We start from the raw sequence: 25636 nt of genomic DNA, 5'->3' as shown, positions 1-25636 counted from the left end.
CATGTCCGTTGCGCGCACCGCAATGGCCGTGACGCTCCCCCCGTGGCGGTTGTACCGTCACAGAGGGCTGCCAAGATACGAGGTAACTCATTGCAAGGAAGGTGCGGAGCCTGGATGGACTCACGTGCCAGATCAGGTGTCCCGCGAGTGACTGCCCATGAACAGCCTCAGAGATGTCAGCAACGAAGCGGTGCTTCAGTTCGGACCCTACGCTTTCCACCTCAGTCAGCGCCTGGTGCTGGAGGGCGATCGACCGCTGCGTCTGGGCGGCCGCGCCCTTGACGTGTTGCAGGTGCTGGTCGAACACGCGGGCTCGGTGGTCAGCAAGGACGAGTTGATTGCGCAGGTCTGGCCACGCTCCGTGGTCGAAGAGATCAACCTGCGGGTGCACATCGCCGCCCTGCGTCGGGCCTTGGGCGACGGGCAGAACGGTCAGTGCTACATCGTCAACATTCCCCAGCGCGGCTACAGTTTTGTCGCCCCGGTACAGCATTCGCCGCAGCCCGTAGCGTTCCCCAGCGAGACCGTAAAAAAGCCCCTGCACAACTTGCCGGCGCGGCTCACACCGATCACCGGGCGCGATGCGGTGGTCGGCAGCCTGGTGCGGCAGTTGCCGGTGCGCCGATTCATGACCCTGGTCGGGCCTTGCGGGATCGGCAAGACCACCGTCGCCTTGCGCGTGGCCGAACTGTTGTTGCAGCACTATCGGCACGGCGTGTGGCTGGTGGGCCTGGCGGCAATCGATGACCCGGCGCAAGTGACCGATCACCTCACACGAACCCTTGGGCTGGAGGTGGGCACCACGCTGGAGGCGCTGGCGCAGCGACATGCCTTGTTGGTCCTGGACAACTGCGAGCATCTGCTCGAGCGCTGCCGGACGTTGGTCGAGACACTGCTGCAATCGATGCCGCGACTGTCGATCCTTGCCACCAGCCGCGAGCCACTCAAGGCCGTGGGTGAAACCCTGTTGCGTCTGCCACCGCTGGCGGTGCCGCCGGCGTCAGCGCTGCGCAGCGTTGCCGAGGTCATGGGCTATTCGGCGGTGCAGTTGTTCGTCAGCCGTGCCCGGGCCCGTCAGCAAGGCTTCACCTTGCGCGAACAGGACCTCAAGGCCGTGCGCGAAATCTGCCGGCGCCTCGACGGCCTGCCGCTGGCGATTGAATTGGCGGCAGCGCAAATCGATGCGCTGGCGCTGGTGGGGTTGCAAGCACAACTCGATAACTGTTTTCAGTTGCTGTCCCAAGGCCGCCGCACGGCCGTCCCCCGGCATCAGACCCTCAGGGCTGCACTGGACTGGAGCTACGAACGGTTGACTGCGCTGGAACAATCCGTGTTGCAGCGTTTGGCGGTATTCAAGATGGCCTTCACCCAGGACGCCGCGATAGGCGCGATCAGCGGCGACGCGTTACCGGCCGCCGAGCTGATCGAGGTGCTGGACAACCTCGCGCTCAAATCAATGCTGTCCCTGGAGCAGGGCGGCGGAGTGATCCGTTACCGCTTCCTCAACACCACCCGCACCTACGCCCTGGAAAAGCTCGAACTCAGTGGGCAGTTGCGCACCCTCGAAATGCGTTATGCCGGGTACGACAGTCAAACGCCCCGGCCTTCAGGCCGGCAAGTGACCATGCAACTCACCGAGTAAATGACGCACGGCCTTCAGGTCCGGCGTGGCAAAACCTTCGGTGAAGCGCTGGTAGACCGGCGCCAGCAATGCATGCGCCCGTTGGTGGTGGCCCTGGCGCTGCCACAATTGCGCCAGCGAGGTGGCGCTGCGCAGCTCCCAGGTCAGGGCGCCCTGGGTTCTTGCCACGTCGAGTGCCTTGAGCAGCACGGTTTCAGCCATCGCGGCGTTGGCCGGACAATCCGTTGCCAGCAGCGTCTCGGCCCTGGCCCGCAGAATCTCTGCCGTGCTCCAGCCCGACGCGCCGCTCTGCGCACGTTCGAGCAAGTCGTCATCGACGCAGGTGGAGTCCAGCGTGACCATGATGTCCTTGATCAATCCGACACTGGGTTGCCTGGCGGGCGCGACATCGACGCCGCCGATCACCTGAGCGTAGTGTTGCGCCCAGGTATGGAACAGCAGGACCGAGTGTTTCTGCGCCTGTTGCAGCAGCAGGCGCAGGAGTTCGCGGGCGCTGCGGGTGTCACCGTTGTAGTAGGCGATCAGGCAGCCGGCGAGCGCCAGGGTGTAGCAGATCGACGTGCCGTGGTTGATCTGCAACGCGATGTCCAGCGCCTGCCGGGCTGCACGCCAGGCCTGTTCCGGTTGGCCCCGCAGCCAGAGGATGCGCGCCTGGATGGTCAGCGCCGCGACACTCTGGTCGTATTGCACGCCGAAGCCATGGGTGAACCGGTTGAGATGACCACTGTGGGCCATGCGTTGCAGTACCTGTTCGGCATGCTCCCCGGCCTGTTGCTGGTCGCCGGAAAAATGCAGGGCGAGCACCCGCAATCGATGGGTGCTCAGGGATAACAGGGCGTCGTCATGCAGCCCCAGTTGATCGAATTGCCGGCTCTGTTGCAGGGCCATCTGGTATTGGCCGCAACTGAGATTGACCGCCAGGTGACCGGAAATCGCCCGCAGTTGACCGGCCACATCGTTGAGTCGGCTGGCCAGGGTCCTGGCACTGACAAAGGCGCCAACGGTTTCGGCGCTCGCGCCTTGAACGTGGTAACAGGCACTGCCCAGGGCCAGTTTGAGGGTCATCTGCAAACGCGGGCAAGGCTCGGCTGACTGCTCGAGCAGGGCCAGGGCCTTGCGCACATAACCGCCGTGTTCCTTGAGCAGTGACAGCTCCTGCCACAGGGGCGTGGACGTCGCGGCCAGGCGTATCGCCAGGGCTTGTGGCCCTTGCCCGTGCAGACCCCAGTCGAGGGCCGCGCGGATGTCCTCCAGGGTGCGGCCATAGCGCTCGAGCCACAGGCCGGTCGAGGTGTTCTCCCATTCGTCCTGCGCCTGTTGCATCAGCGCCAGGCAACGCTCGGCATGGCGCTCCCGCGTGCCGGGCAGGTCGGGGCTTTGCGCGAGTTTTTCCAAAGCATGGCTGCGGGTGGTATCGAGCAGACGGTAGTAGACATCCTCATCGCCCACCTCCACGTTCAACAGGGACTTGGCGACCAGTTGGGTGATCGAGCCGAAGACTTCGCGAGGTTCGATGTGGTCGCCGACAATCACCGCCGCTGCCGACTCCAGGGTGAAGCCGCCGCGAAACACGCTCAGTCGGCGCAGGCAGGTCTTTTCGCAGGCGTTGAGCAGCTCGAAGCTCCAGTCCAGTGTCGCGCGCAGGGTCTGATGGCGTGCCGGGGGCGTCTGGCAGGGTTGGGTCAACACCCGGAAACTGCTTTGCAACTGCGCCAGCAAGCCGGCTAATCCGAAGTTGCCCACTTGCGCCGCCGCCAGTTCGATGGCCAATGGAATGCCGTCCAGTCGGTGGCAGATGTCGATCAACAGGGGCAGTTCATCGTCCGTCAGTTCAAAGTTGTCATGGCTGGCCATGGCCCGCTCGACAAACAGTTGCAGGGCGGAAAAGGTCATGGCCTGGGCGCGGTCGAGGACGGCGATGGGCGGCGGGCAGTCGAGTGATGCCAGGCGCTGGACGAATTCGCCTTCGGCCCGCAGGCTCTCGCGGCTGGTGGCGAGAATGTGCACGTGCGGCGCACTGCGCAGAATGTTTTCGCAGAGCTGGGCGATGGCGTCGACCAGGTGTTCGCAGTTGTCGATGACCAGCAGCATGTGGCGGTCACGCAGACAGTCGGCAAGGCCGCTCAGGGGGTCGTCATCGTGCAGGGCCAGTTCGAGCAACGTCGCCAGGTGGCCGTCGATCATCAGCGGGCAGTTGATCGGGGCCAGGTCCAGCAGGCGGATGCCGTCCCGGTAGCGACCGATCATTTGTTCGGCGACTCGCAAGGCCACGGTGGTCTTGCCGATGCCGCCGGGACCGACGAGGGTAATGAAGCGCTGGCGCGGCAGTTGCTCCACCAGATTGTCGACCAGCGTCCGCCGGCCGATCATGCGTGTGCGGCGCACCGGCAGGTTATGCCGGCTCGGTGTGCAGGCCTCGGGTGCTGGTGGTTGTTCAACCGGCTCCCGTGAGTGCGGTGCGACGAAGCTGTACCCGCGCTGGGCCACGGTGACGATGTAGCGCTGGCCGGCCTGGCCGTCGCCGAGCGCCTTGCGCAACGCGGCCATGTGCACCCGCAGGTTGATGTCTTCTACCACGCTGTCGGGCCAGACCCGGGCGATCAATTGCTGCTTGCTGACCACGTTGCCTGCGTGTTCCAGCAGGATCAGCAGGATGTCCATGGCGCGCCGGCCCAGGCGCAAGGGCTGGTCGGCCTCCATCACCAGGCGTTGTCCGGGGTAGACCCGGTAGGGGCCGAAATGCACAGCCTGTTCGGGGGAAAGGGTCAACGAGTCGCTCCTGCTGCAGCCGTCTGGTTCGCGGTTTACGAGCATATTCCTCAGGTTTTTTACGCAGCGCAACGTGCCGCCCGGGTGACTGAAGAGGCTGGCATTGACTCTAGCGTATCGGCCAGTGGCCGAGGGTCCCGTGATTATTGGGCGCGACGGATGGACAGGTTCTGCCGCGGCTTTTTGCGCACCATGGAAAATTAACAACGTTTAACTCGTCGCGTGCCCGGTCTTCGCCCAAAACTCTCCTTCTTCAACTTCCACTGAAGGCAGGGATGAAATGTCAGTCAGCCGCGAGCAGCTCGATGTGGGAGCGAGCCTGCTCGCGAAGGCGGTGTCACATTCAGCCTGTGCGGTGATTGACACAGCGCTTTCGCGGGCAGGCTCGCTCCCACAAAGGACAGAGCAATGAGCAACGTGGTGGTGGTCTATCACAGTGGCTACGGGCACACCCGGGTCATGGCCGAAGCCGTGGCCGCGGGCGTGGAGCGGCACCTGGGCAGCACCTGCCAGTTGATCCCGGTCGAGGAAGTGGACGAGCACTGGGCGCGGCTGCACAACGCCGACGCCATCATCTTCGGCGCGCCGACCTACATGGGCAGCGCCTCGGCGGCCTTCAAGGCGTTCATGGAGGCCACGGCGGCGTTCTACCTGGTCCAGCCCTGGCGCGACAAACTCGCGGCGGGCTTCACCAATTCCGGCTGCCTGTGCGGCGACAAACTCAACACCTTGCTGCAGATGGCGGTGTTCGCCGCGCAGCACTCGATGATCTGGGTCGGCCTCGACCTGCTGCCGGCGCGTTCCGGCACCGGCGTGTTCAACGGCCAACTCAATCGCCTGGGCAGCTCACTGGGCGCCATGGCCCAGTCGAATGTCGAGCAATCCCCCGACGATGCGCCGCCTCCCGAAGATCGCTGCACCGCCGCGCACCTGGGCGAACGGGTGGCGCGCCTGGCCGATCGCCTGAACCGACTTGCGGTTTGATTCCCCCCCCAACCCTCGTTAAGGAGGCATTACCCATGAGCACCTTCACTACCCGCGACGGCGTCGAGATTTACTACAAGGACTGGGGCACCGGTCAGCCGATTGTCTTCAGCCACGGCTGGCCACTGAACGCCGACAGTTGGGAATCGCAGATGATTTTCCTGGCCTCCAACGGCTACCGGGTCATCGCCCACGACCGTCGCGGTCATGGGCGTTCCAGTCAGCCATGGTCGGGCAATGACATGGATCATTACGCCGACGATCTGGCGCAGTTGATCGAGCTGCTCGACCTGCAAGACGCCGTGCTGTTCGGCTTCTCCACCGGCGGCGGCGAGGTGGCGCGCTACATCGGTCGCCACGGCACCGGCCGCGTGGCCAAGGCCGGGCTGATTTCCGCGGTGCCGCCCCTGATGCTCAAGACCGAAGCCAACCCCGGCGGCCTGCCGCTCGATGTATTCGACGGCATCCGCCAGGCTTCGCTGGCCGACCGCTCGCAGCTCTACATCGACCTCGCCAGCGGGCCGTTTTTCGGCTTCAACAAACCTGGCGCGAAACCGTCCCAGGGCATGATCGACTGGTTCTGGATGCAAGGCATGATGGCCGGCCACAAGAACGCCCATGACTGCATCAAGGCGTTCTCGGAAACCGACTTCACCGAAGACTTGAAGAAGTTCGACGTGCCGACGCTGGTGGTGCATGGCGACGCGGATCAGGTCGTGCCTTACGAGGCGGCGGGTGTCTCCTCGGCCAGGCTGGTGAAAGGCTCGACCCTGAAGATCTACCCGGGCGCCCCTCACGGGCTGACGGACACCCACAAGGATCAGCTCAATGCTGACCTGTTGGCGTTTTTGAAAGGTTAAAAGGCCAGATCAAAAGATCGCAGCCTTCGGCAGCTCCTACACAGTAGCGTGCATGCATGTAGGAGCTGCCGAAGGCTGCGATCTTTTGCTTCTAAGTCCAGGCACCCTCTGACAGCGCCACGCAAACGGATTGATGCCTTCGCTGCGGGTGAAGAGGTGGCAGAAGTGCGCCTGATCGCAGAAGCCGCATTCGAGGCTGATCTGCGTAAGGCTCATGTCGGTGTACTGGATCAATTGCTTGGCCAGGATTATGCGTTGCCGGCGAATCCAGTCCTGCGGCGAGAGTCCGGTGCTGCACTTGAAGGCGCGGGAGAAATGACTGCGCGAGAGGGCGCAGGCCTGTGCCAGTTCAGTGACTTCCAGGCTGTCGCCGAGGCGCTCGAGGATCAGTTGTTTAACCAGCCGTTCGCGCTGCGGGCTGAGGCCGCCGGTGCTTTTCTTTGGCACAGGCGTGAATGGCGCGGGCGCGGCATTTTGCTGAACGTGAGCCATGGTGAATGTCCGTGTCGGTAGGCTTCATTCTTGGACCCGAAGGCTCTGGCTTGCGAGTTAATCGTTGTTAATTCCTCGTTAAGCGCGGGACGGCCTGTGTAAAGTCAGACACACTTCTCAACCTCGCGCCTGGCCGAACACACAAGGGAACCGTGCCTATGAACCGTAACGATCTGCGTCGCGTCGACATGAACCTGCTGGTGATTTTCGAGGCGTTGATGTTCGAAAAAAACCTGACCCGCGTCGCGGAAAAACTGTTCATGGGCCAACCGGCGGTGAGCGCCGCGCTGGGGCGTCTGCGTGATCTGTTCGACGACCCGTTGCTGCTGCGCAACGGTCGCGGCATGGAGCCGACGGCGCGGGCGCTGGCGATTCTCAAGGAGCTGCAGCCGGCGATGGATACCATTTCCGGTGCGGTCAGCCGGGCCAGGGAATTCGATCCGGCGACCAGTTGCGATGTATTCCGTATCGGGCTGTCGGACGATGCCGAGTTCGGTTTGTTTCCGCCGTTGCTGCGTCAGTTGCAAGAGGAAGCACCGGGCATCGTCGTGGTCGTGCGGCGGGCCAATTACCTGTTGATGCCGGCGTTGCTGGCGTCGGGGGAGATCTCGGTGGGCGTGAGCTACACCACGGACCTGCCGGCCAATGCCAAGCGCAAGAAGCTGCGCGATATTCCCTGCAAAGTGCTGCGCGGTGATACCCGGCCGGGGCCGCTGACCCTGGATGAGTACTGTGAACGACCCCATGCGATGGTGTCGTTTTCCGGTGACTTGAGCGGCAATATCGATCTGGATCTGGCGAAGGTCGGGCGCAGTCGTCGTGTGGTGCTGGGGGTGCCGCAGTTCAGTGGGTTGCGGGCGTTGCTTGCGGGGACGGAGATGATCGCTACCGTGCCGGATTATGCGGCGTGTGCGTTGGTGGAGGGGTGCGGGTTGCGTGCCGAGGATCCGCCGTTCGAGATTGAGGCGGCGCAGTTGTCGATGGCCTGGAGCGGGGTGCATGACAATGATCCGGCGGAGCGGTGGTTGCGGGCGCGGATTGGGCAGTTCATGTCTTTGGCTTTGGATGTTCGTTAGGCTTTTGACCTTGGCGGCCTTTGGGCCGACCAGGTTCTGGGTTGATTGAGTACATATCCGTTTCTTTGGTAACGGCGGCTGGCGGTTTCGCCCTTACGGCGACTCCCTTTTTTACAAGCGCCTAAAAAAGGAAGCAAAAAACGCTCGCCCCTTACGTACGGCCCCTCGCTTAGGCTCGGCGTTCCTTCGCTGCGGTATTCATCCGGGGGCATTGCCCTCCGGTCGGCTTCGCTTCGACCTACATGCAATGAGTTCGACTGCGTCGAACGGCGCTGCGCGCCCATCCCCGGATGAACACCTCCGCTCAGCCTGCCGAGGGGGCGGGTAGATCAAGATCAAGAGCTGCAGGCGAGCTAACGCTCGGCCTGATGAGTGGTGAAAAGCGTGGGTGTACGCCGATCTGCTTTTGCTCTGCTCTTCTGTGGGAGCGAGCTTGCTCGCGATGGCGGCCTGCCAGCCGACCAATTTCTTTCGAATGTACCCAGTCCAACTGTGGGAGCGAGCCTGCTCGCGATGGCGGCCTGCCAGCCAACCAATTTCTTTCGAATGTACCCAGTCCAACTGTGGGAGCGAGCCTGCTCGCGATGGCGGCCTGCCAGCCGACCAATTTCTTTCGAATGTACCCAGTCCAACTGTGGGAGCGAGCCTGCTCGCGAAGGCGGCCTGCCAGCCGACCTGATTTTTGCAGATGTCTCCAATCCCTGTGGGAGCGAGCTTGCTCGCGAAGGCGGCCTGCCAGCCGACCTGATTTTTGCAGATGTCCCCAATCCCTGTGGGAGCGGGCTTGCTCGCGAAGGCGGCCTGCCAGCCGACCTGATTTTTGCAGATGTCCCCAATCCCTGTGGGAGCGAGCTTGCTCGCGATGGCGGCCTGCCAGCCAACCAATCTCTCACAGGGAGTATGCAGTGTTCTGACAGCTCTGTTTAAAAGCCGTCAGACTCTGTTCCTGAAAGCCACGTTGCCTTGCGTCGTTGCCTACAACTACGCCAGAATCCGCCGGCTTGTGCGTCTTGGCCCTGATCTCTAACGTTCTGCCCGTCGCTGCCCATTCAGCGATCGGGTTTAGCAGCTCGGTAAATTTCAAGGCTCGCCAGTGTCACCTCAAGATCATTTCGGTCTGCAATTTGGTGGCTGTGCGTGGGGCACTTCGGTGCGCCGGGTTCCTTGATCCCTGGTCTGCTAACCCGCGTACAGCCGCCACCCAATTCGTTTAGCAGCGATCTGTGGCGGCTCCATTGATCAAGGAGTTCCACCATGTTCAAACCCACCCCGAATCCCCCGAAAGACCCCGCGTCACCGCGCAATCCCAGCACGATGTTTGTCATCACCCCCGACATCAACACCGAAACCCTGTTGGCCCACGCCTGCGAATCCCTGGCCTCGGCCAGCATCATGGCCAGTGACCTCGCGGGATTTCTGCAAAGCCCGCATCGCAATTCACTGCTGGGGATTGCGCAGATCATCATGTTGGGCGAACTGGCAGTGAACCGGGCGCTGGATAATCTCGATCCGCAGGAATAACCCGGTAGCAGCAACAACAAATAAACCTGTGGGAGCGGGCTTGCTCGCGAAGGCGTCATGACATTCAGCATTGATGTTGACTGACCCACCGTCTTCGCGAGCAAGCCCGCTCCCACAGGATTTTGTGTGATTTTCAGACCGCCGGCGTGGTCGCAAAACAGAGCACGTACATTCAATTTTTCCTCCCCCCGTCCCGGCACTATCGAATCCTGTCCCGGCGCATCGACGCCGGTGGTTCTTCATTTGTGCAGGTGGGCCATGGACGCTTCGCGACGTGATGATCGGGCGCAAGACTGGGGGCTGCTGTTCCTGCGGGTCAGCGGCGGGTTGTTTCTGTTGTGGGTGCACGGTTTGCCCAAGCTGCTTTACTACAGTGCCGAGTTGCAGAATATCGAAGACCCTTTCCATCTGGGCGCGAACCTGACGCTGATGCTGGCGATCTTTGCCGAGGTGGTGTGCCCGCTGCTGATCGTCGGTGGGGTGCTGGTGCGTCTGGCGTGTTTGCCTGTTCTGTTTTTGCTGTGGGTGTCGATGTTGCTCGTGCATCCGCAGTGGACCCTCCTCGAAGGCCAGTTCGGCTGGCTGTTGCTGATCGTGTTCACCAGCATTCTCATCGCCGGGCCGGGACGGCTGGCGCTCAATGTCCGTTTCGCCGGAGCCTTGCGTTATGTCTGATCTCAATCGCCGTGAGCCGGCAAGTCCCGGGCCTGATGAGGTGGTGACGCTGATCGTCAAGCACCGGGTCAAGGCCGGTTTCGAAGCGCCTTATGAAGCCTGGCTGCGCAACATCGTCAAGGTGGCGGCGCAGAATGTCGGGCACCTGGGCGTGGATGTGGTGCGCGGCAAGAACGCCGGCCTCGACACCTACACCTGCGTGCTGCGCTTTTGCTCGACCGAGGCGATGCAGAACTGGCTCGATTCGCCGCAGCGCCAGGCGTTGGTCGCCGAAGCCGCGCCGATGCTGGCCGATGGCGACCAGACCGAAGTCAATCCGGTCAACGAGTTCTGGTTCTCGCCCCAGGCCGAAGCCGGTACGCCATCGCCGCGCTGGAAGCAGGCCGTGGTGACGCTGTTGGTGATTCTGCCGCACACCTTGCTCGTGCCGCTGCTGTGGGGGCCGCTGCTACGGCTCAACGCCTTGCTCTCCAATTACGTGGTGGCCACGTTCCTGATCACCCTGACCATCGTGCTCTCGGTGGTTTACATCTTCATGCCCATGGCGACGCGCCTGTTCGCGCCCTGGCTGTCTCCCGCCACATTGCACGAGGAACCCTGATGAACGCCGATCTGATTCTGTTCAATGGTCAATTTCATACCGTTGACCGCGAAAAGCCGCTCGCCAGTGCAGTGGCGATCAGCGACGGTCGCTTTGTCGCGGTGGGCAATGATGCCGAGGCCATGGCCCTGCGTGGCTCGAGCACCCAAGTGATCGACCTCAAGGGCCGCTGTGTGATTCCCGGGCTCAACGACTCGCACTTGCATTTGATCCGTGGTGGCTTGAACTACAACCTGGAACTGCGCTGGGAAGGGGTGCCGTCCCTGGCCGATGCCTTGCGCATGCTCAAGGATCAGGCCGACCGCACGCCGACGCCGCAGTGGGTGCGGGTGGTCGGGGGCTGGAACGAATTCCAGTTCGCCGAGAAGCGCATGCCGACCCTGGCCGAGCTCAACCAGGCGGCACCGGACACGCCGGTGTTTGTGCTGCACCTGTACGACCGCGCCTTGCTCAACCGCGCGGCGTTGCGTGTCGCCGGTTACACCCGCGATACGCCGAACCCGCCGGGTGGCGAGATCGTGCGCGACGCCAACGGCGAGCCGACCGGCATGCTGGTGGCGCGGCCCAACGCGATGATCCTGTACTCGACCCTGGCCAAGGGGCCGAAGCTGCCGCTGGAGTATCAGGTCAACTCGACCCGCCAGTTCATGCGCGAACTCAATCGCCTGGGCCTGACCAGTGCCATCGATGCCGGCGGTGGTTTCCAGAACTATCCGGACGATTACCAGGTGATCGAGCAATTGGCGAAGGATGAGCAATTGACCGTGCGCATCGCCTACAACCTGTTCACCCAGAAACCCAAGGAAGAGCTGACCGACTTCAAGAACTGGACTGGCAGTGTGAAGCTGCACCAGGGTGACGATTACCTGCGCCACAACGGCGCCGGGGAAATGCTGGTGTTTTCGGCGGCGGACTTCGAAGACTTCCTCGAGCCGCGCCCGGACCTGCCGCAAACCATGGAAGCCGAACTGGAGCCGGTGGTGCGTCACCTCGTCGAGCAACGCTGGCCGTTCCGTTTGCACGCGACCTACAACGAATCCATCAGCCGCATGCTCGACGTGTTCGAGAAGGTCAACCGCGACATTCCGTTCAATGGCTTGCCGTGGTTTTTCGACCATGCCGAAACCATCACCCCGCAGAACATCGAGCGGGTGAGGACGCTGGGTGGCGGCATTGCGATTCAGGATCGCATGGCGTTCCAGGGCGAGTATTTCGTCGAGCGGTACGGCGCGAAAGCTGCCGAAGCCACGCCACCGATCAAGCGCATGCTGGCCGAGGGCGTACCGGTCGGTGCCGGTACCGACGCCACGCGGGTATCGAGTTACAACCCGTGGACTTCGCTGTACTGGATGGTCAGTGGCCGCACCGTCGGCGGCCTGGAACTGCACGCCGAAGGCCTGTCGCGCCTGACGGCGCTGGAACTGTTCACCCACGGCAGCGCCTGGTTCTCGTCGGAGCAAGGCAAGAAAGGCCAGATCAAGGTCGGGCAACTGGCCGACGTCGCCGCCCTCAGTGCGGACTTCTTCAGCGTCGATGAAGAGGCGATCAAGTGGATCGAGTCGGTGCTGACGGTGGTCGGCGGCAAAGTGGTGTACGGCGCCGGTGACTTCGAGAAGCTCGGGCCGGCCAGCGTGCCGGTGCTGCCGGACTGGTCGCCGGTGGTGAAGGTACCGGGCCACTGGCGCCCGACGTCGCCGATGCAGGCCCAGGTTCACCACTGCAGCGGGCCGTGCGCGGTGCATTCCCACAGCCATGAACGGGCGCGCCTGTCGAACGCGCCGGTCAGCGATTTCGCCGGTTTCTGGGGCGCCTTTGGCTGCTCGTGTTTTGCCTTCTGACGAACTCAAAAAAGCGCCGACCCAACAGGGCGGCGCGGTATGCAACAACCATCCATCAAGGAGCTTCCAATGAGCAACGTTCCGTACAAACGCCTGAACAAAGACGATGCCGTGGTCTTGCTGGTCGACCACCAGACCGGTCTGATCTCGCTGGTGCAGGATTTCTCGCCCAACGAGTTCAAGAACAACGTGCTGGCGCTGGGCGACATCGCCAAGTTCTTCAAACTGCCGACCATCCTCACCACCAGTTTCGACAGCGGTCCGAACGGCCCGATCGTGCCGGAGCTCAAGGCGCAGTTCCCGGACGCGCCGTTCATTGCCCGCCCGGGCCAGATCAACGCCTGGGACAACGAAGACTTCGTCAAGGCGATCAAGGCCACCGGTCGCAAGCAACTGATCATCGCCGGTGTGGTGACCGACGTGTGCGTGGCATTCCCGACCCTGTCGGCCATTGCCGAAGGCTTTGAGGTGTTTGTGGTAACCGACGCTTCCGGCACCTTCAACACCACCGTGCAACAAGCGGCCTGGGCACGCATGTCGGCCGCCGGTGCACACCTGCTGAACTGGTTCGCCGTGGCCTGCGAGCTGCAAGGCGACTGGCGCAACGACATGGAAGGCCTGGCCAACCTGCTGTCCGAGCGCCTGCCGAACTATCGCAACCTGATCAACAGCTACATGAAGTTCACTGCCAAGTAAGACGTACACCTGTGGGAGCGAGCTTGCTCGCGATGGCGGCGTATCAGTCGATACATAGGTTGACTGACAGAAAGCTATCGCGAGCAAGCTCGCTCCCACAGTGTTTTGTGTGAGCCGTGGATCAGCGACTCTGCAACCAACTCAAAAAACCACCTTTCCTGGCCGCCACCGGTTTGGCCATCAACGCCATCCGGCTGTTCTGCTGGCGCACCGCTTGCAGCTTGTTCAACGCCCGGTCGACCTCCCGTCGTTGCGCCATGCAGTCGCGGGTCAGGGATTTGTCGAGGCGGTAGATGATGCTTGAGGTCATGGCGGTGAACCGTGCCTGGGACGGCGTATCGGCGAGGATGCTTTGTTCACCCATGACTTCACTGGGCCCCATGCGCCCGGCTTCGATCTGCGTGCTGCCGTCGGGGACCGTGGCGCTGACCACGCCGGTGGCGATGACGAATAGACTGTCCGGTACTTCCTCCAGGTCCAGCACCACATCACCGGCCGCGTATTGCTGCGCCACCATGTTCTGGGCCAGGCGATCCCGTTCCTCGGCGCTCAGGGAACGGAAGATTTTAACTTCGTCGAGCAAGGCCCGTGCGCGGGTCGACGGCTCGATCACACCATCGGGTTGCCGGGAAATGCCTGCCGCTTCGAGGTGCCGATGGGCCAGGTCGAACAGTTGATTGCGCACTTCACCCTTTTTGCCCAGTTCGGCGATGAAGCCGCTGGCCACGTATTCGGACATGGTTTCGCCGGCTTCCTTGAGCACGACTTTGGGCGCCGGATCGAGCAGCAGACTGCTGCTGCCCTGAAGGGTGCGGTCCAGGGCATCGAGTACCCGACGCGGGCGAATATGGTTGGGCACCTGAATGCTGATCGACACGCCGTGCATGTTGAACGGGCGGCTGAGGTTGACGATCTTTGCCTTGGCCGCCACCGAGTTCGGCACCACAGCGGTGCTGCCGGCGCTGGTCAGCAGGTGAGTGGCACGCCAGTCGATGTCCAGCACCTTGCCTTCGATACCGTCGATGGAAACCCGGTCATCGACCTGGTACGGCTTGGTGGTGTTGAGCACGATGCCGGAGAACACATCGCTCAAGGTGCTCTGCAATGCCAGGCCCACCACGATGGCGACGACGCCGGAGGTCGCCAGCAAACCTTTCACTGGCAGTTCCAGCACGTAGCCGGCGGCGGCCACCACCGCAATCAGGAACACCAGTGCGCCGATGACATCCTGCAACAGCCGGCCGCTGTGGCCGATGCGCCGCATCAGGGCCAGGCCGATCATTTCGGTGAGCACCCGCGCCGCGTACAGCCACCAGAGAATCCCCAGCGCCGTGGCCCCCAGTTGTGCCACGCGATCATCGGCAAACAACGGCGCCTGTAACGGGCTGACGCCGGCGTTGATGAGTACCGCGCTGAACAGAAGAAACAGCGCCAGGCGCACACCGACCCGGCTGACGCGATGCTTGAATGGCGCGAGGTGCCAGAGCAGGGCGTCGATGGCCAGCAGCAGGGTACTCAGGGAGAGCAGGTGACCGAGGAGAAAGGACATGGAAATGCTCCAGTAGAAATGAGGTCGCGCAGGTGGAGGGTGCTGTTGTGGCGAGGGAGTCGCCGCCTGCTTGAGTGCGGAGCAGATTAATACTGTGTCAGGAAAGGAAAAAGCGGCTATAAAGCGTTTGACTGTCAACCAGGAAGTGACAATGAACCCCTTCGAAGATATGCGTATTTTTTGCCAGGTGATGGAGTCTGGAAGCTTCACGGCTGCCGCCGATCAACTGGGGCTGTCCAAGCAGTTTGTCAGTCGTCGCTTGATGCAACTCGAAGAACGCCTGGGCGTGCGCCTGCTCAATCGCTCGACCCGGCGACTGGATGTCACGCCGCTGGGGCAAAGCTATTACGAGTCAGCCTTGCGCCTGCTCAGCGAAGTCGAACAAGTGGAGCAGGGCATCGCCGGCCAGACCACCGAGCCACGCGGGACCATTCGTGTCAGCGCTCCGCTGTCGTTCGCACTGGCGCATCTGGGCTGCCTGTTGCCGGTGTTTTTGCAGCGCTATCGCGACGTGACGGTGGAGATGGATCTGAGCGATCGGCCTGTGGATTTGCTGGGTGAGGGATACGACCTGGCGTTGCGCATCGGCACGCTCGAGGATTCGACCTTGATTGCCCGGCGGATCGCGTCGATCCAGCGGGTGTACTGCGCAAGCCCGGCGTACCTGGCCGAGCGCGGCACGCCGCTCAAACCTGAGGATTTGCACGGTCATGACTGTCTGCCGTACGGCCATGGTCGACAGGTGCAATGGCGTTTTGCGGGGCAGGGCAAGCCGCTGACGGTCAACGTCACCGGGCGGATGCGGGTCAACAACGGCGAGGTGCTCAGGGATGCGGCAATCGCCGGCCTGGGGATCACGTATTTGCCGGCGTTCATCGTCGGCTCGGCGTTGAAGGATGGACGGCTGGTGGAGGTACTGGAGGATTTGCGGCCGGAGCCGCTGACGTTATCGGCGGTGTATCCGCAACACCGGCAGAGCTCGCGGCCGGTGCAGGTGCTGGTTGAGTTCTTGCGTGAGCGGCTGGATCGGGTTGAGGGTGGCGTGTAGGAATGCGCAGTCCCTGACTCAAACCTGTGGGAGCGAGCCTGCTCGCGATGGCGTCGTGTCATCCAACATTGAAGTCGTCTGACACTCCGCCTTCGCGAGCAGGCTCGCTCCCACAGGGGGTTTTGTGTTGTAGGGGAGTCAGTAGGAATCAGCTCCTTTTGTCATCGCCGGGTTCGGCATGGACACCACGGTTGTCGCCGGGCTCGCCATTGGCATGAACGCCACGGTCATCGCCGGGCTCGCCATTGGCATGAACGCCACGGTCATCGCCGGGCTCGCCATTGGCATGAACGCCACGGTCATCGCCGGGCTCGCCATTGGCATGGACACCACGGTCATCGCCGGGCTCGCCATTGGCATGGACGCCACGGTCATCGCCGGGCTCGCCATTGGCATGAACGCCATGGTCATCCCCGGGTTCATCATGGGTGCCGCTGCGTCCTGAAGACGAGGCCGTTCCGGAGTGGCTCGAACCGCTGTTGGCACTGCCATGGCCGCTGTTGCTGCCATGGTCGCCGCTATGGCCGCTGCCGCTGTTGCCACCACTGCCGCTTCCGCCGTGACTGCCGCCACCGCTGCCACCGCTGCCTCCATTGCCGCCGCCGTGACTGCCGCCACCGCCACCTCCATTGCCGCCACCACCACCACCGCCTCCATTGCCACCACCACCGCCTCCATTGCCGCCACCACCGCCTCCATTGCCACCACCCCCACCGCCACCGCCACTGCCCCCATCCTTGGCCTGAGCACTGGATACCCCGGACAGGCTGTCCGGAATCAGTACGGTAGACGCCGACAGAACCGCGCCAATAGCTACTGCCAGTAAAAGCTTATTGATGTGCATGTCGTTCTCCGTCTTCTTGTTTGAGCCTGGAACGTTGATGAAGCTTGCAACGTGCTGCATTTTTCCCATGGGAACCTGTTGAACACCTCGGCGGGCTGATTTATTCAGTTGGGTGGTTGAAGAAATGCAACGGACAGCGCGGCCCTGTTCCAACGGTCAGTGAATACTCGAGGCCAGTTCGAAGATCGGGATGTACATCAGGATCACGATCACCCCGATCAACAGGCCGATGAAGGTCATGAGCAAGGGTTCGAACAGCCGCACGAACCATTCGATCCAGCGGCTGATTTCTTCGTCGTAGAAGTCGGCGCTGCGCTCCATCATCTGCCCGAGGTTGCCGGACTGTTCACCGGCGCGCAGCAGGCGCAGGGACACGGGGGTCACCAGTTGGTTGAGCTCCAGTGCGGTGGACAACGATTGCCCTTCGCGCACCCGTTCGCAGGCCTGGTCCAGCCGGCTGCGGGAGGCGACGGTGAGCAGGTTGCGGACCATGCCCATGGCGGTGACGAGGGGAATGCCGCCTTGCAGCAGGATGCCCAGGGAACGGTAGAAGCGTGCCAGCTCATACATGAAGATGCGCTGGTGCACCGCGGGGAGTTTTTCGATCACGCGGTCCAGCCCCCGCCGAAACGCCGGTTGGCGCTGCAGCAGGACGAGGGCGACGATGATGGCCAGCAAGCCACCGAAGAATTCGCCCTGGTGGGCGTGAAGGAACATGCCGCTGCTCATCAGGATCTGCGACAACCACGGCAGGTTCGACCCCAGCCCTTCGAACACCAGGCTGAAGCGCGGCACGACGTAGCCCATCAAGAACAACACCACGCCGCCGCCCACTACCAGCAACAGCATGGGGTAGATCGACGCGCTGATGATCTTCTGGCGAACCTCGTCCATGCGCTGTCGATAGCTGACATATCGGCCCAGGGCATCGCCGACGGCGCCGGTCTTCTCGCTGGACTGCACCAGCGCCACGTACAAAGGCGGGAAAACGGCCGACAACTGGCCCAGGGCCTGGGAAAACGATTTGCCCTCGTAAAGCAGGCGCACCAGCTCGCTCAGGGTTTTGCGGGCTTGTGGCGCGTTTTCCTTTTCCGCCAGGCTTTCCAGCGCATCGATCAACGGCAGGCCGGCGTTGAGCAAGGTGGTCAGCTCCTGGCTGAACAACACCAGGTTGAACGTCTCGCGCCGGTGCAGGCGCAACGCGCGCCAATGTCGCTCGGCGTGCAGGCTGACCACCCGCAGGCCCTGGTCTTCGGCGATGCGCCTGGCTTCGCTTTGCCCCGGCGCATCGACGGTCATTGAGACGACACCGGCCTTGCCGACGGCCTTGAGGTGAAAGCGCATGGTCGCCATGTCCGTCAGTTCCAGTTGGTGACTTCGGCGTTCTCGCCTTCGCCGCCGGGTTGCCCGTCCTTGCCCATGGACAACAGGTCGTACTCGCTGTTTTCACCGGGATAGCGATAGGCGTAGCTGCGGCCCCAAGGGTCTTGGGGGAGTTTTTTCTGCAGGTAGGGGCCGGTCCAGCGCGGTTCGTCGCTGGGCGCGGTGACCAGCGCCTGCAATCCCTGTTCGGTCGAGGGGTAATGGCCGACCTCCAGGCGGTAAAGGTCCAGGGCTTTGCTCAAGCCTTCTATTTGTGCCTTGGCCACTTTCACTTCGGAACGGCCCAGTTGGGCGAAATACTTCGGCGCCACGATGCCGGCCAACAGCCCCAGCACCACCAGCACCACCAACAGTTCGAGCAGGGTGAACCCGTTTTGGGTTCGCCGGGCATAACGCAGATGCTGATTCATGATGACCTCGCACGGTAGGCAGCAGTGTTGCCAGTTGTCATGTCGTTGCATGCAATTGCCATGCTCATGCCCGGTGATCCTTCTGCACCCCCCGTACTATGGGCCTTCTCACTTACGGCACAGTGCTTGCGTATGGCTGTTGCACGACTGGCCATTGGGGCAATACCCCCATTTTTCGGGGCCGGGTAGGGGAGGTCTGATAATGAAATCACTCACCACCGGGTTGCTGGGTCTGCTGGTGTTGACCGGCGGCGCCCAGGCCGATGTGTTTGTGTCCGTGGACGCCAATGGCAGCTACGTCCTGTCCAATGTCCACCGCCCCGGACGCCACTATGAACGGGTGATCCGTGAACCCGATGCGCCGGTCGTCAGCCTCGACCAGCAGCCGCAGTTGATCGCCGCGCAACCCTACGCCGAACTGGTGGCGGCGGCGGCCACGGCCAACGAACTGCCGGCGGCGCTGCTGCACGCAGTGATCAAGACCGAGTCGAGCTACAACGCCCGTGCTACCTCACCCAAGGGCGCTCGCGGACTGATGCAGTTGATGCCCGACACCGCCCGCGAAATGGGCGTGACCAACGTCTACGACCCCAAGGCCAACATCCAGGGCGGCGCCCGCTATCTCAAGCGCCTGATGACGATGTTCGACAACGATATCCGCCTCGCCGTGGCGGCCTACAACGCCGGCCCGCAAGCGGTGCTCAGCCGCGGCAACGTGGTCCCGCCGTTCGCCGAAACCCAGCGATATGTGCCCAACGTGCTGAATCAGTATCGGCGTTTGCAGGGGTTGTCCGCGAACGCGCCGCTGTGATTGAAACCCCGGGGGCGATTTTCCCCAATAGTGGGGAATGGTGGCCCCAGTCGGAAAGTGGGGGATTGGGTGGGGAATATCCCCCCCGGTTTATCAAGTAGTAGTTATAACTCGCTGAATAATAAAGTTATTTTTTGTGGCATGCGGATTGCTCTCGTCGATTTGTCGTGAAGTTTTCCCTGCAAACCCGTAACGAGGCCCGAGACCATGGTCGGTATATCCCCCGCCCCGTCCCTGATTCATTTGCTGTTGTTGGTGACTTCGATGTTCGGTATCGAGATTGCCAGCGCAGCTGCACGTTGCGAGCGCAACCTGGTGGCCAACGTCGTGGCGTTCGATCAGCCGCTGATGTTCAACCGCCTGGGGGCGCAAAACGTCAACGGCATGATGTTCGCCCTGCGTCGCGATGTGGTCGATGACCATGACATTTCCCTCGCCCAAGGGGGCGCCGCAGTGCCGGGCAAGGTTTCCCTGCGGCCCGACAAGCGTCCGCGTCCGCTGGTGCTGCGTGTGGCTGCCGGCGATTGCCTGACCGTTAATCTGCAGAACCTGCTGGCCTATCAGGCCAATCCGGGCAGTCATGATGCGTTTGAGCAGGAGGGCGAGGAAGAGGAAGAGGGCGGCCAGGGCGGCCATGCCGAAGACTTCAAGGCCGATGAGCAGGTGGCCGACCGTCATGTCGGTTTCCAGGTCAACGGCCTGCAGGCCGTCAACAGCATCGATGACATCGCCTCCTATACCGGGCGCAACGCCAACAGCCTCGTCGCCCCCGGCAGCAGCCGTTCCTACACCTTGTACGCCGAACGCGAAGGCGCGTTCGATGTCAGCAGCCGTGGCGCGACCTTCGGTGGCGAGGGCGCTGCGGGCAACAACGCCAACGGGCTGTTCGCCCAGGTCGTGGTCGTGCCCAAGGGGGGGCGCACTTACCGCAACACCCTGACCGAAGAAGAAATGCGCTTGGCCAGCACCGGACGTACGCCGGCCGGCCAGCCAATCGTCGATTACCAGGCGCGCTACCCGCAGCGCGAGCCGTGGATTCGCGAAGGCAAGGCCGGTACGCCGATCATCAATATGGTGGACGGCAGTGAGATCATTTCCGGCGAAAGCGACGCGATCGTGATGGGCAGCAACGCCGACGGCAGCTTCCCGCCCTCGACCTATCCACTGGAAGCCATGGGCAAGCGCAATCCGGCGCTGCCGAACCGGCTGGAGCCGTTCCGCGATTTCGCTTCGCAGTTCCAGGATGAAACCGCCGTCACCCAAGCCTTCCCGGCGTACTTTGCAGACCCGGTGATGGGCCATGTGCTGGAGCCGACCCGCGACTCGTTCATGATCAACTACGGCTCCGGCGGCATGGGCGCCGAAGTGGTCGCCAACCGCCTGGGCGTGGGGCCGATGCACGATTGCCTGTCCTGCGCCTATGAAGAGTTTTTCCTCAGCTCGCACACCGTGGGCGACGTGGCGATGCTGGTGGACGTACCGGCCAACGCCGGCCTGGAAAACATTCGCCCGGGCGAGGTGCCGCGTGCCGATCAGGTCGGGGTCAAGGCGACCATGGCGCTCTATCCGTCGGAGCCGTCCAACGTCAATCACAGCTACATCGGTGACTTCGTCAAGTTCCGCAACACCCACAACGGCTACGAACACCACATCTTCCACCTGCACGGGCATCAATGGCTGTACAACCCGAACGATGACAACACCGATTACCTGGACGCCCAGGGCATCGGCCCGGGTTCGGGCTACACCTATGAAATCGCCAACGGTGGTTCGGGTAACCGTAACCGCGTAGCGGGCGATGCGATCTACCACTGCCACTTCTACCCGCACTTCGCCCAGGGCATGTGGGCCATGTGGCGGGTGCACGATGTGTTCGAAGAAGGCACCCGGCTCGAAGTGTCCCAGCAAGGTGCAGACGGCTTCCACAAACAACCCTATGCGCTGCGCAACGGCAAGCCGGCGGCCGGTGCGCGGGCCTTGCCCGACGGCGAAATCATCGCCGGTACGCCGATCCCGGCGGTGGTGCCGCTGCCCGGCAAAGCCATGGCACCGATGCCGGGCAAGGTGGTCGTGGTGCCGAAAGTCGGCCAGACCCTGATAGCCGCGGGCGACGACGATGACGATGATGACGGCGGCAATGGCGGTGTCAGAGCCATCGGCTCGCTGGCGCTGGTCGATCGCAGCGAAGCCAACCGCAACGCCGACGGCAGCCTGAAAAATCCCGGTTTCCCCTTCTGGATCGGCGGCATGGAAAGTTCGGTCGGCCAACGCCCGCCAACCCCGCCGCTGGACATGCTCGACGCCGCCAAGGCCCAGGCCCTGAAAACCAGCGGCAATGGCTTGTGGGCCAACCTTGACCCGAACCAGTCCGGTGGCTGGGACGGTGGCCTGGGGCGCCATGCGCTGGACGGCGTGTCTGCCGGTGGCGAGGCGCACACGGTGACCACCTCGCTGGACTTCTCCAAGGAAGTGAAGCGGGCCAAACCGATTTACCTGCCGGAAGAGGGGACCGAGGTCGAACAGGCGGCCATGGCCTTCCACGCCAAGAAGGACCACCCCAGCTTTGCCGTGCTGCCGGACAAACAGGTGGTTGCGCGCAACTTCCGCACCAATGGCGCCTTGCCGATTGCCGGTGCGCCGTTCTACGAGCCCTGCATGGATGATCGGGCCAAGCGCCTGACCAGCAGTGCCGGCAGCGGTGAATACCATAGCGGCGAGCGCATCGACGGCATGTCCTTCACCGGCTCCTCGACCTTCACCGCCGATCGCCCGCGCCTCTACAAGGCGGCCAACATCCAGTTCGACGCGGTGTACAACAAGGTCGGCTACCACTTCCCGCAGGCGCGCATCCTGGCGTTGTGGGAAGACGCCTGGCCGGTGATCACCAAGCAGCGTCCGCCGGAACCGCTGGTGATGCGCATGAACACCTTCGACTGCGTGCAGTACCAGCAAACCAACCTGGTGCCGGCCACCTATGAGATGGACGACTATCAGGTGCGCACCCCGACCGATGTGATCGGCCAGCACATCCACTTGCCGAAGTGGGACCTGACGTCCGCCGATGGTTCATCCAACGGCTGGAACTACGAGGACGGCGTGCTTTCCCCGGGTGCCGTGGTGGAGCGCATCCATGCCATCCGCGCGTTCAACCAGTGCCAGGGCACCGACCCGCGTGACGGTACGCCAGCCTGCCCGGTGGCCAAGGCGCATCCGTTCTTTGGTCAATATGGCCGGGCGGACTGGATGGGCGCGCGCACGGCGATGCAGCGCTGGTTCATCGATCCGGTGATCAACACCAAGGGTGTCGACCGTGGCCTGGGGACCATTTTCACCCACGACCACCTCGGCCCGTCGACTCACCAGCAGATCGGCCTGTACGCCACCGTGCTGGCCGAACCCGCCGGTTCCACCTGGTTCCACGCCGAAACGGGCGAGCCGTTGTACAGCGGCGCGCGCTCGGACGGCGGGCCGACTTCATGGCAGGCGGTGATATCGACCGGTGACCTGGACAACGACGGCAAGAACGACAGCTTCCGTGAGTTCTTCCTGGAGTACAGCGACTTCCAGCACGCCTACGAAGCCGGTGTGTACGTCGGCGCCGGCCCCAATGGCGTGCCCAATCCCCAGGCGTTCCCGGCGACGGCCGACAGCTTCCGCTATGCGATCAACCCGCCCGTGCGCAACAACGCCGGCAACCTGCTCGAGTCGGTGGTCGAGGCCCGCGGCGGCATCAAGCCTGGCTGCCCGAGCCGACCATGTCCGCAAGCGATCTCGGTGGATGACCCCGGCATGTTCGTGGTCAATTACCGCAACGAACCCCTGGGCCTGCGGGTGTTCGACCCGAACAAGGTCGGCCCGGACGGCAAGCGCGGCATGCAGGCCGACGGCCTCGGTGGCGACCTGTCGTTCGCCATGCAAAGCCGCACCGACCGTGCAATCCCTGCGATGAACCTGGCGCCGAACCTGGTGACTTCGGCCACCGGCCCGACTGGCGGCACTACGCTGTTCCCGCCGCACATCAACCGTGGCGGTGCGGAACCGGGCGACCCGTTCACACCGATGCTGCGCACCTACACCGGCGACAACGTGCGGTTGCGGGTGCATGCCGGCGGCCATGAAGAGGAGCACAACGTCACCCTGCACGGTGTGAAGTGGCTGCATAGCGGCACCGGCTATGGCAACAGCTCCAACTCGGGCTGGCGCGCGTCGCAAATGGTCGGGATTTCCGAGCAGATGGGTTTCATTGCGCCGCTGTCGATGCTCTCCAGTTCCGCGGCGACCACGGGTGACTACCTGTACTCGATGGACGCCTCGATCGAAGGCTACTGGAACGGCATCTGGGGCGTGATGCGCAACTACACCGCGCAACGCAACGATCTGTTCGCGCTGCCGAACAACCCGAAACCGGCGGGCATGCGCAACACCGTGGCGTTTGACGGCACCTGTCCACGGATCAGTGCCAACCCGAACGGCATCGGTACCAGGCCGACCGTGCAGCGCAACTACGAGGTCGTGGCGGCGCTGGCCAACGACATCCTGAGCAATCCGCTGGGGTTGTCGATCGGCGACCCCGAGGGGCTCGGCCAGCATGTCGGCGGGCCGCTGAATCCGGCGGGCGGCACCCTGGTGTTCAACTCGCGGACCGTGAGCATTCCCCGGGTGACGGTGACCGATCCCGAGGACGGCGAAACCATCACCATCGGTGGCCAGAGCGGGCCGATCCATGACCCGACCGCGGTCCTGTACGTGCGCAAGGCCGACCTCGACCCGAGCACCGGCAAGCTCAAGCCGGGCGTGCCGGTCGAACCGCTGGTGCTGCGCGCAGCGGCCGGGGATTGCATCAATATCACCCTGGAGAACCGTCTGCCGAGCGTAATGCCTGACCTGGCCCAGACCGCCATCCTGCAGGGGCTGGTCAAGCGTGACCGCAATGACGGCGACGGCTCGACCACCTTCAACAACAACCTGCTTCGGCCCTCCAGCCATGTCGGCCTGCATGCGCAGTTGCTGGCCTACGACATCACCAAATCCGACGGCACCAACGTCGGCGTCAACCCGATCCAGACCGTGCCACCGCGAGTCGGCAACAGCGGTGCCTACCCGACCCGTACCTACCAGTACTACGCCGGGCACCTGGAGCGTGAAGGCAAGCCGGTGACTCAACTGGGCCGCAACGTCGACAACATCAACGCCACGGCGGTGGAGTTCGGCGGCCTGAATTTCACCCCGGCGGATGTGATCAAGCAGCCGCAAAAAGGCCTTGGCGGGGCGATGAGTGTGCTGCCGGCCGGCGCCACCTGGGTCGAGGACGCCAAGCGGGCATCAGCCACGGTCACGGCGACGGGGCAGGCGGTTTACCGCGACTTCGCGATGGTCTGGCAGCGTGCCTTGAACCTGCGCTGGGCGAGTGGACGGCCGGTGGAAGGCATCGCCTCGGAAGGCATGGGCGTGCCGAACGATCCGAAGGACAACGCCGGCATGGCCATCAACTACAAGACCGAGCCCCTGTGGTATCGCTTCGGCCTCGCTCCGGATGCACCGTTCGGCCGCGCGGACGGCTCTGGTTATGGTGACGTGCCCAACGCCCACATGGCCTACAGCAACGCGTTGGTGGGCGGCGATCCTCAAACGCCGGTGTTCTATGTCAAACCCGGGCAGCCGTTCCGCACCCATGTGCTGATGCCGACCGGCGGCAGTCGCGGCGCGACTTTCCAGCTCGACGGTCACCTCTGGTCGGTCAACCCGTACCTCTCGGAGAAGAGCGATGTCGACGGCTATCCGATGTGGACCCCCGGCGTCGGTTCGGTGCGGTTCGGCCTGAACCCGATGTCGATGTACATCGGCGCCCGAGAAAGCGTGCTGCCGGCCGCCCACTTCAGCGCCATGCACCCGAGCGCCGGTGGCAGCAATGCGATTGCCGGGGATTACCTGTTCCGTGACAACGCGTCCTTCGGCAACACCGCCGGTCTGTGGGGCTTGCTGCGGGTCACGAATGAACCGGCGCCGACAACGGCACCAACACCGTAGGAAAGGGGTTGTAAAGCATCACCCCTGTGGGAGCGAGCCTGCTCGCGAAGGCATCACCTCGGTTTTGTGTGGTGCGGCGAATGACGCCATCGCGAGCAGGCTCGCTCCCACCAGGGGCATGCAAGGCAGACACAGATCTGTGTATGCGGGTCACGAATGAACCGGCGCCGACAACGGCACCGACACCGTAGGAAAGGGGTTGTAAAGCATCACCCCTGTGGGAGCGAGCCTGCTCGCGAAGGCATCACCTCGGTTTTGTGTGGTGCGGCGAATGACGCCATCGCGAGCAGGCTCGCTCCCACCAGGGGCATGCAAGGCAGACACAGATCTGTGTATGCGGGTCACGAATGAACCGGCGCCGACAACGGCACCGACACCGTAGGAAAGGGGTTGTAAAGCATCACCCCTGT

General features: G+C 63.2%; 18 protein-coding genes. 12 read left to right on the top strand and 6 right to left on the bottom strand.

Going from position 1 to position 25636, the window contains the following annotated elements; genetic code table 11:
- The first annotated feature begins 157 nt into the window (after positions 1–157).
- Positions 158–1642, top strand: a complete 1485-nt coding sequence (locus KW838_RS26740; protein WP_218504068.1) for a winged helix-turn-helix domain-containing protein — start codon at positions 158–160, stop codon at positions 1640–1642.
- Here KW838_RS26740 and KW838_RS26735 read toward each other — a convergent pair.
- Complete coding sequence (locus tag KW838_RS26735) at positions 1607–4411, bottom strand: winged helix-turn-helix domain-containing protein (RefSeq protein ID WP_218504067.1); 2805 nt, start codon at positions 4409–4411, stop codon at positions 1607–1609. The genes KW838_RS26740 and KW838_RS26735 overlap by 36 nt on opposite strands.
- A 408-nt stretch (positions 4412–4819) precedes the next feature.
- On the opposite strand from KW838_RS26735, the gene KW838_RS26730 reads away from it, so the two are divergent.
- Both KW838_RS26730 and KW838_RS26725 read left to right on the top strand, forming a co-directional pair.
- Complete coding sequence (locus tag KW838_RS26730; RefSeq protein ID WP_218504066.1) at positions 4820–5395, top strand: flavodoxin family protein; 576 nt, start codon at positions 4820–4822, stop codon at positions 5393–5395.
- 35 nt (positions 5396–5430) lie between these two features.
- Positions 5431–6255 (top strand): alpha/beta fold hydrolase, encoded by an 825-nt coding sequence (locus KW838_RS26725; protein ID WP_217837843.1) that lies wholly within the window; start codon positions 5431–5433, stop codon positions 6253–6255.
- A 36-nt stretch (positions 6256–6291) separates the two neighbouring features.
- Here the strand turns inward: KW838_RS26725 and KW838_RS26720 are convergent, their stop codons facing one another.
- Positions 6292–6747: a helix-turn-helix domain-containing protein gene (locus KW838_RS26720; RefSeq protein WP_218504065.1), complete on the bottom strand. Its 456-nt coding sequence runs from the start codon at positions 6745–6747 to the stop codon at positions 6292–6294.
- Positions 6748–6905: 158 nt separating this feature from the next.
- Here KW838_RS26720 and KW838_RS26715 point away from each other — a divergent pair, with 158 nt between their 5' ends.
- The 6 genes from KW838_RS26715 (at position 6906) to ycaC (ending at position 13154) form a co-directional block, all read left to right on the top strand.
- On the top strand, positions 6906–7823 hold the full coding sequence (locus KW838_RS26715) for a LysR family transcriptional regulator (RefSeq protein WP_218504064.1): 918 nt from the start codon (positions 6906–6908) through the stop codon (positions 7821–7823).
- Between the two features lie 1254 nt (positions 7824–9077).
- Positions 9078–9344, top strand: coding sequence for a DUF6124 family protein (locus KW838_RS26710; protein WP_218504063.1), 267 nt, complete (start codon positions 9078–9080; stop codon positions 9342–9344).
- Between the two features lie 258 nt (positions 9345–9602).
- Positions 9603–10019, top strand: coding sequence for a DoxX family protein (locus KW838_RS26705; protein ID WP_218504062.1), 417 nt, complete (start codon positions 9603–9605; stop codon positions 10017–10019).
- Entirely contained in the window at positions 10012–10620 is a 609-nt protein-coding gene (locus tag KW838_RS26700; protein ID WP_218504061.1) for an antibiotic biosynthesis monooxygenase, read from the top strand. Before KW838_RS26705 ends, KW838_RS26700 begins: the two co-directional genes overlap by 8 nt.
- Positions 10620–12458, top strand: coding sequence for an amidohydrolase (locus KW838_RS26695; protein WP_218504060.1), 1839 nt, complete (start codon positions 10620–10622; stop codon positions 12456–12458). Before KW838_RS26700 ends, KW838_RS26695 begins: the two co-directional genes overlap by 1 nt.
- A gap of 69 nt (positions 12459–12527) precedes the next feature.
- Positions 12528–13154 (top strand): isochorismate family cysteine hydrolase YcaC, encoded by a 627-nt coding sequence (ycaC, locus tag KW838_RS26690; protein ID WP_007991021.1) that lies wholly within the window; start codon positions 12528–12530, stop codon positions 13152–13154.
- Between the two features lie 121 nt (positions 13155–13275).
- Here ycaC and KW838_RS26685 read toward each other — a convergent pair whose 3' ends face one another.
- The gene (locus KW838_RS26685) at positions 13276–14703 is read right to left on the bottom strand and encodes a mechanosensitive ion channel family protein (RefSeq protein WP_218504059.1); all 1428 of its coding nucleotides are present in this window, start codon (positions 14701–14703) and stop codon (positions 13276–13278) included.
- A gap of 151 nt (positions 14704–14854) precedes the next feature.
- Here KW838_RS26685 and KW838_RS26680 point away from each other — a divergent pair, with 151 nt between their 5' ends.
- Entirely contained in the window at positions 14855–15751 is an 897-nt protein-coding gene (locus KW838_RS26680) for a LysR family transcriptional regulator (RefSeq protein ID WP_218504058.1), read from the top strand.
- Between the two features lie 148 nt (positions 15752–15899).
- Here KW838_RS26680 and KW838_RS26675 read toward each other — a convergent pair whose 3' ends face one another.
- The 3 genes from KW838_RS26675 to gspG form a co-directional block, all read right to left on the bottom strand.
- Positions 15900–16595, bottom strand: a complete 696-nt coding sequence (locus KW838_RS26675) for a hypothetical protein (RefSeq protein WP_218504057.1) — start codon at positions 16593–16595, stop codon at positions 15900–15902.
- A gap of 156 nt (positions 16596–16751) precedes the next feature.
- On the bottom strand, positions 16752–17939 hold the full coding sequence (locus KW838_RS26670) for a type II secretion system F family protein (protein WP_102702457.1): 1188 nt from the start codon (positions 17937–17939) through the stop codon (positions 16752–16754).
- Between the two features lie 14 nt (positions 17940–17953).
- Positions 17954–18388, bottom strand: coding sequence for a type II secretion system major pseudopilin GspG (gspG, locus tag KW838_RS26665; RefSeq protein WP_218504056.1), 435 nt, complete (start codon positions 18386–18388; stop codon positions 17954–17956).
- 202 nt (positions 18389–18590) lie between these two features.
- Between gspG and KW838_RS26660 the strand changes: the two genes are divergently transcribed.
- The gene (locus KW838_RS26660) at positions 18591–19199 is read left to right on the top strand and encodes a lytic transglycosylase domain-containing protein (protein WP_218504055.1); all 609 of its coding nucleotides are present in this window, start codon (positions 18591–18593) and stop codon (positions 19197–19199) included.
- Between the two features lie 207 nt (positions 19200–19406).
- Positions 19407–25226, top strand: a complete 5820-nt coding sequence (gene mnxG, locus KW838_RS26655) for a manganese-oxidizing multicopper oxidase MnxG (protein WP_218504054.1) — start codon at positions 19407–19409, stop codon at positions 25224–25226.
- Positions 25227–25636: the final 410 nt, after the last annotated feature.

It is taken from the genome of Pseudomonas sp. PDM27 (assembly GCF_019219205.1).
Classification (GTDB): Bacteria; Pseudomonadota; Gammaproteobacteria; order Pseudomonadales; family Pseudomonadaceae; genus Aquipseudomonas; species Aquipseudomonas laurylsulfatiphila.
Note: the sequence above shows the minus strand (reverse complement) of the source record. Positions and strands in the feature narration are given on the sequence as shown.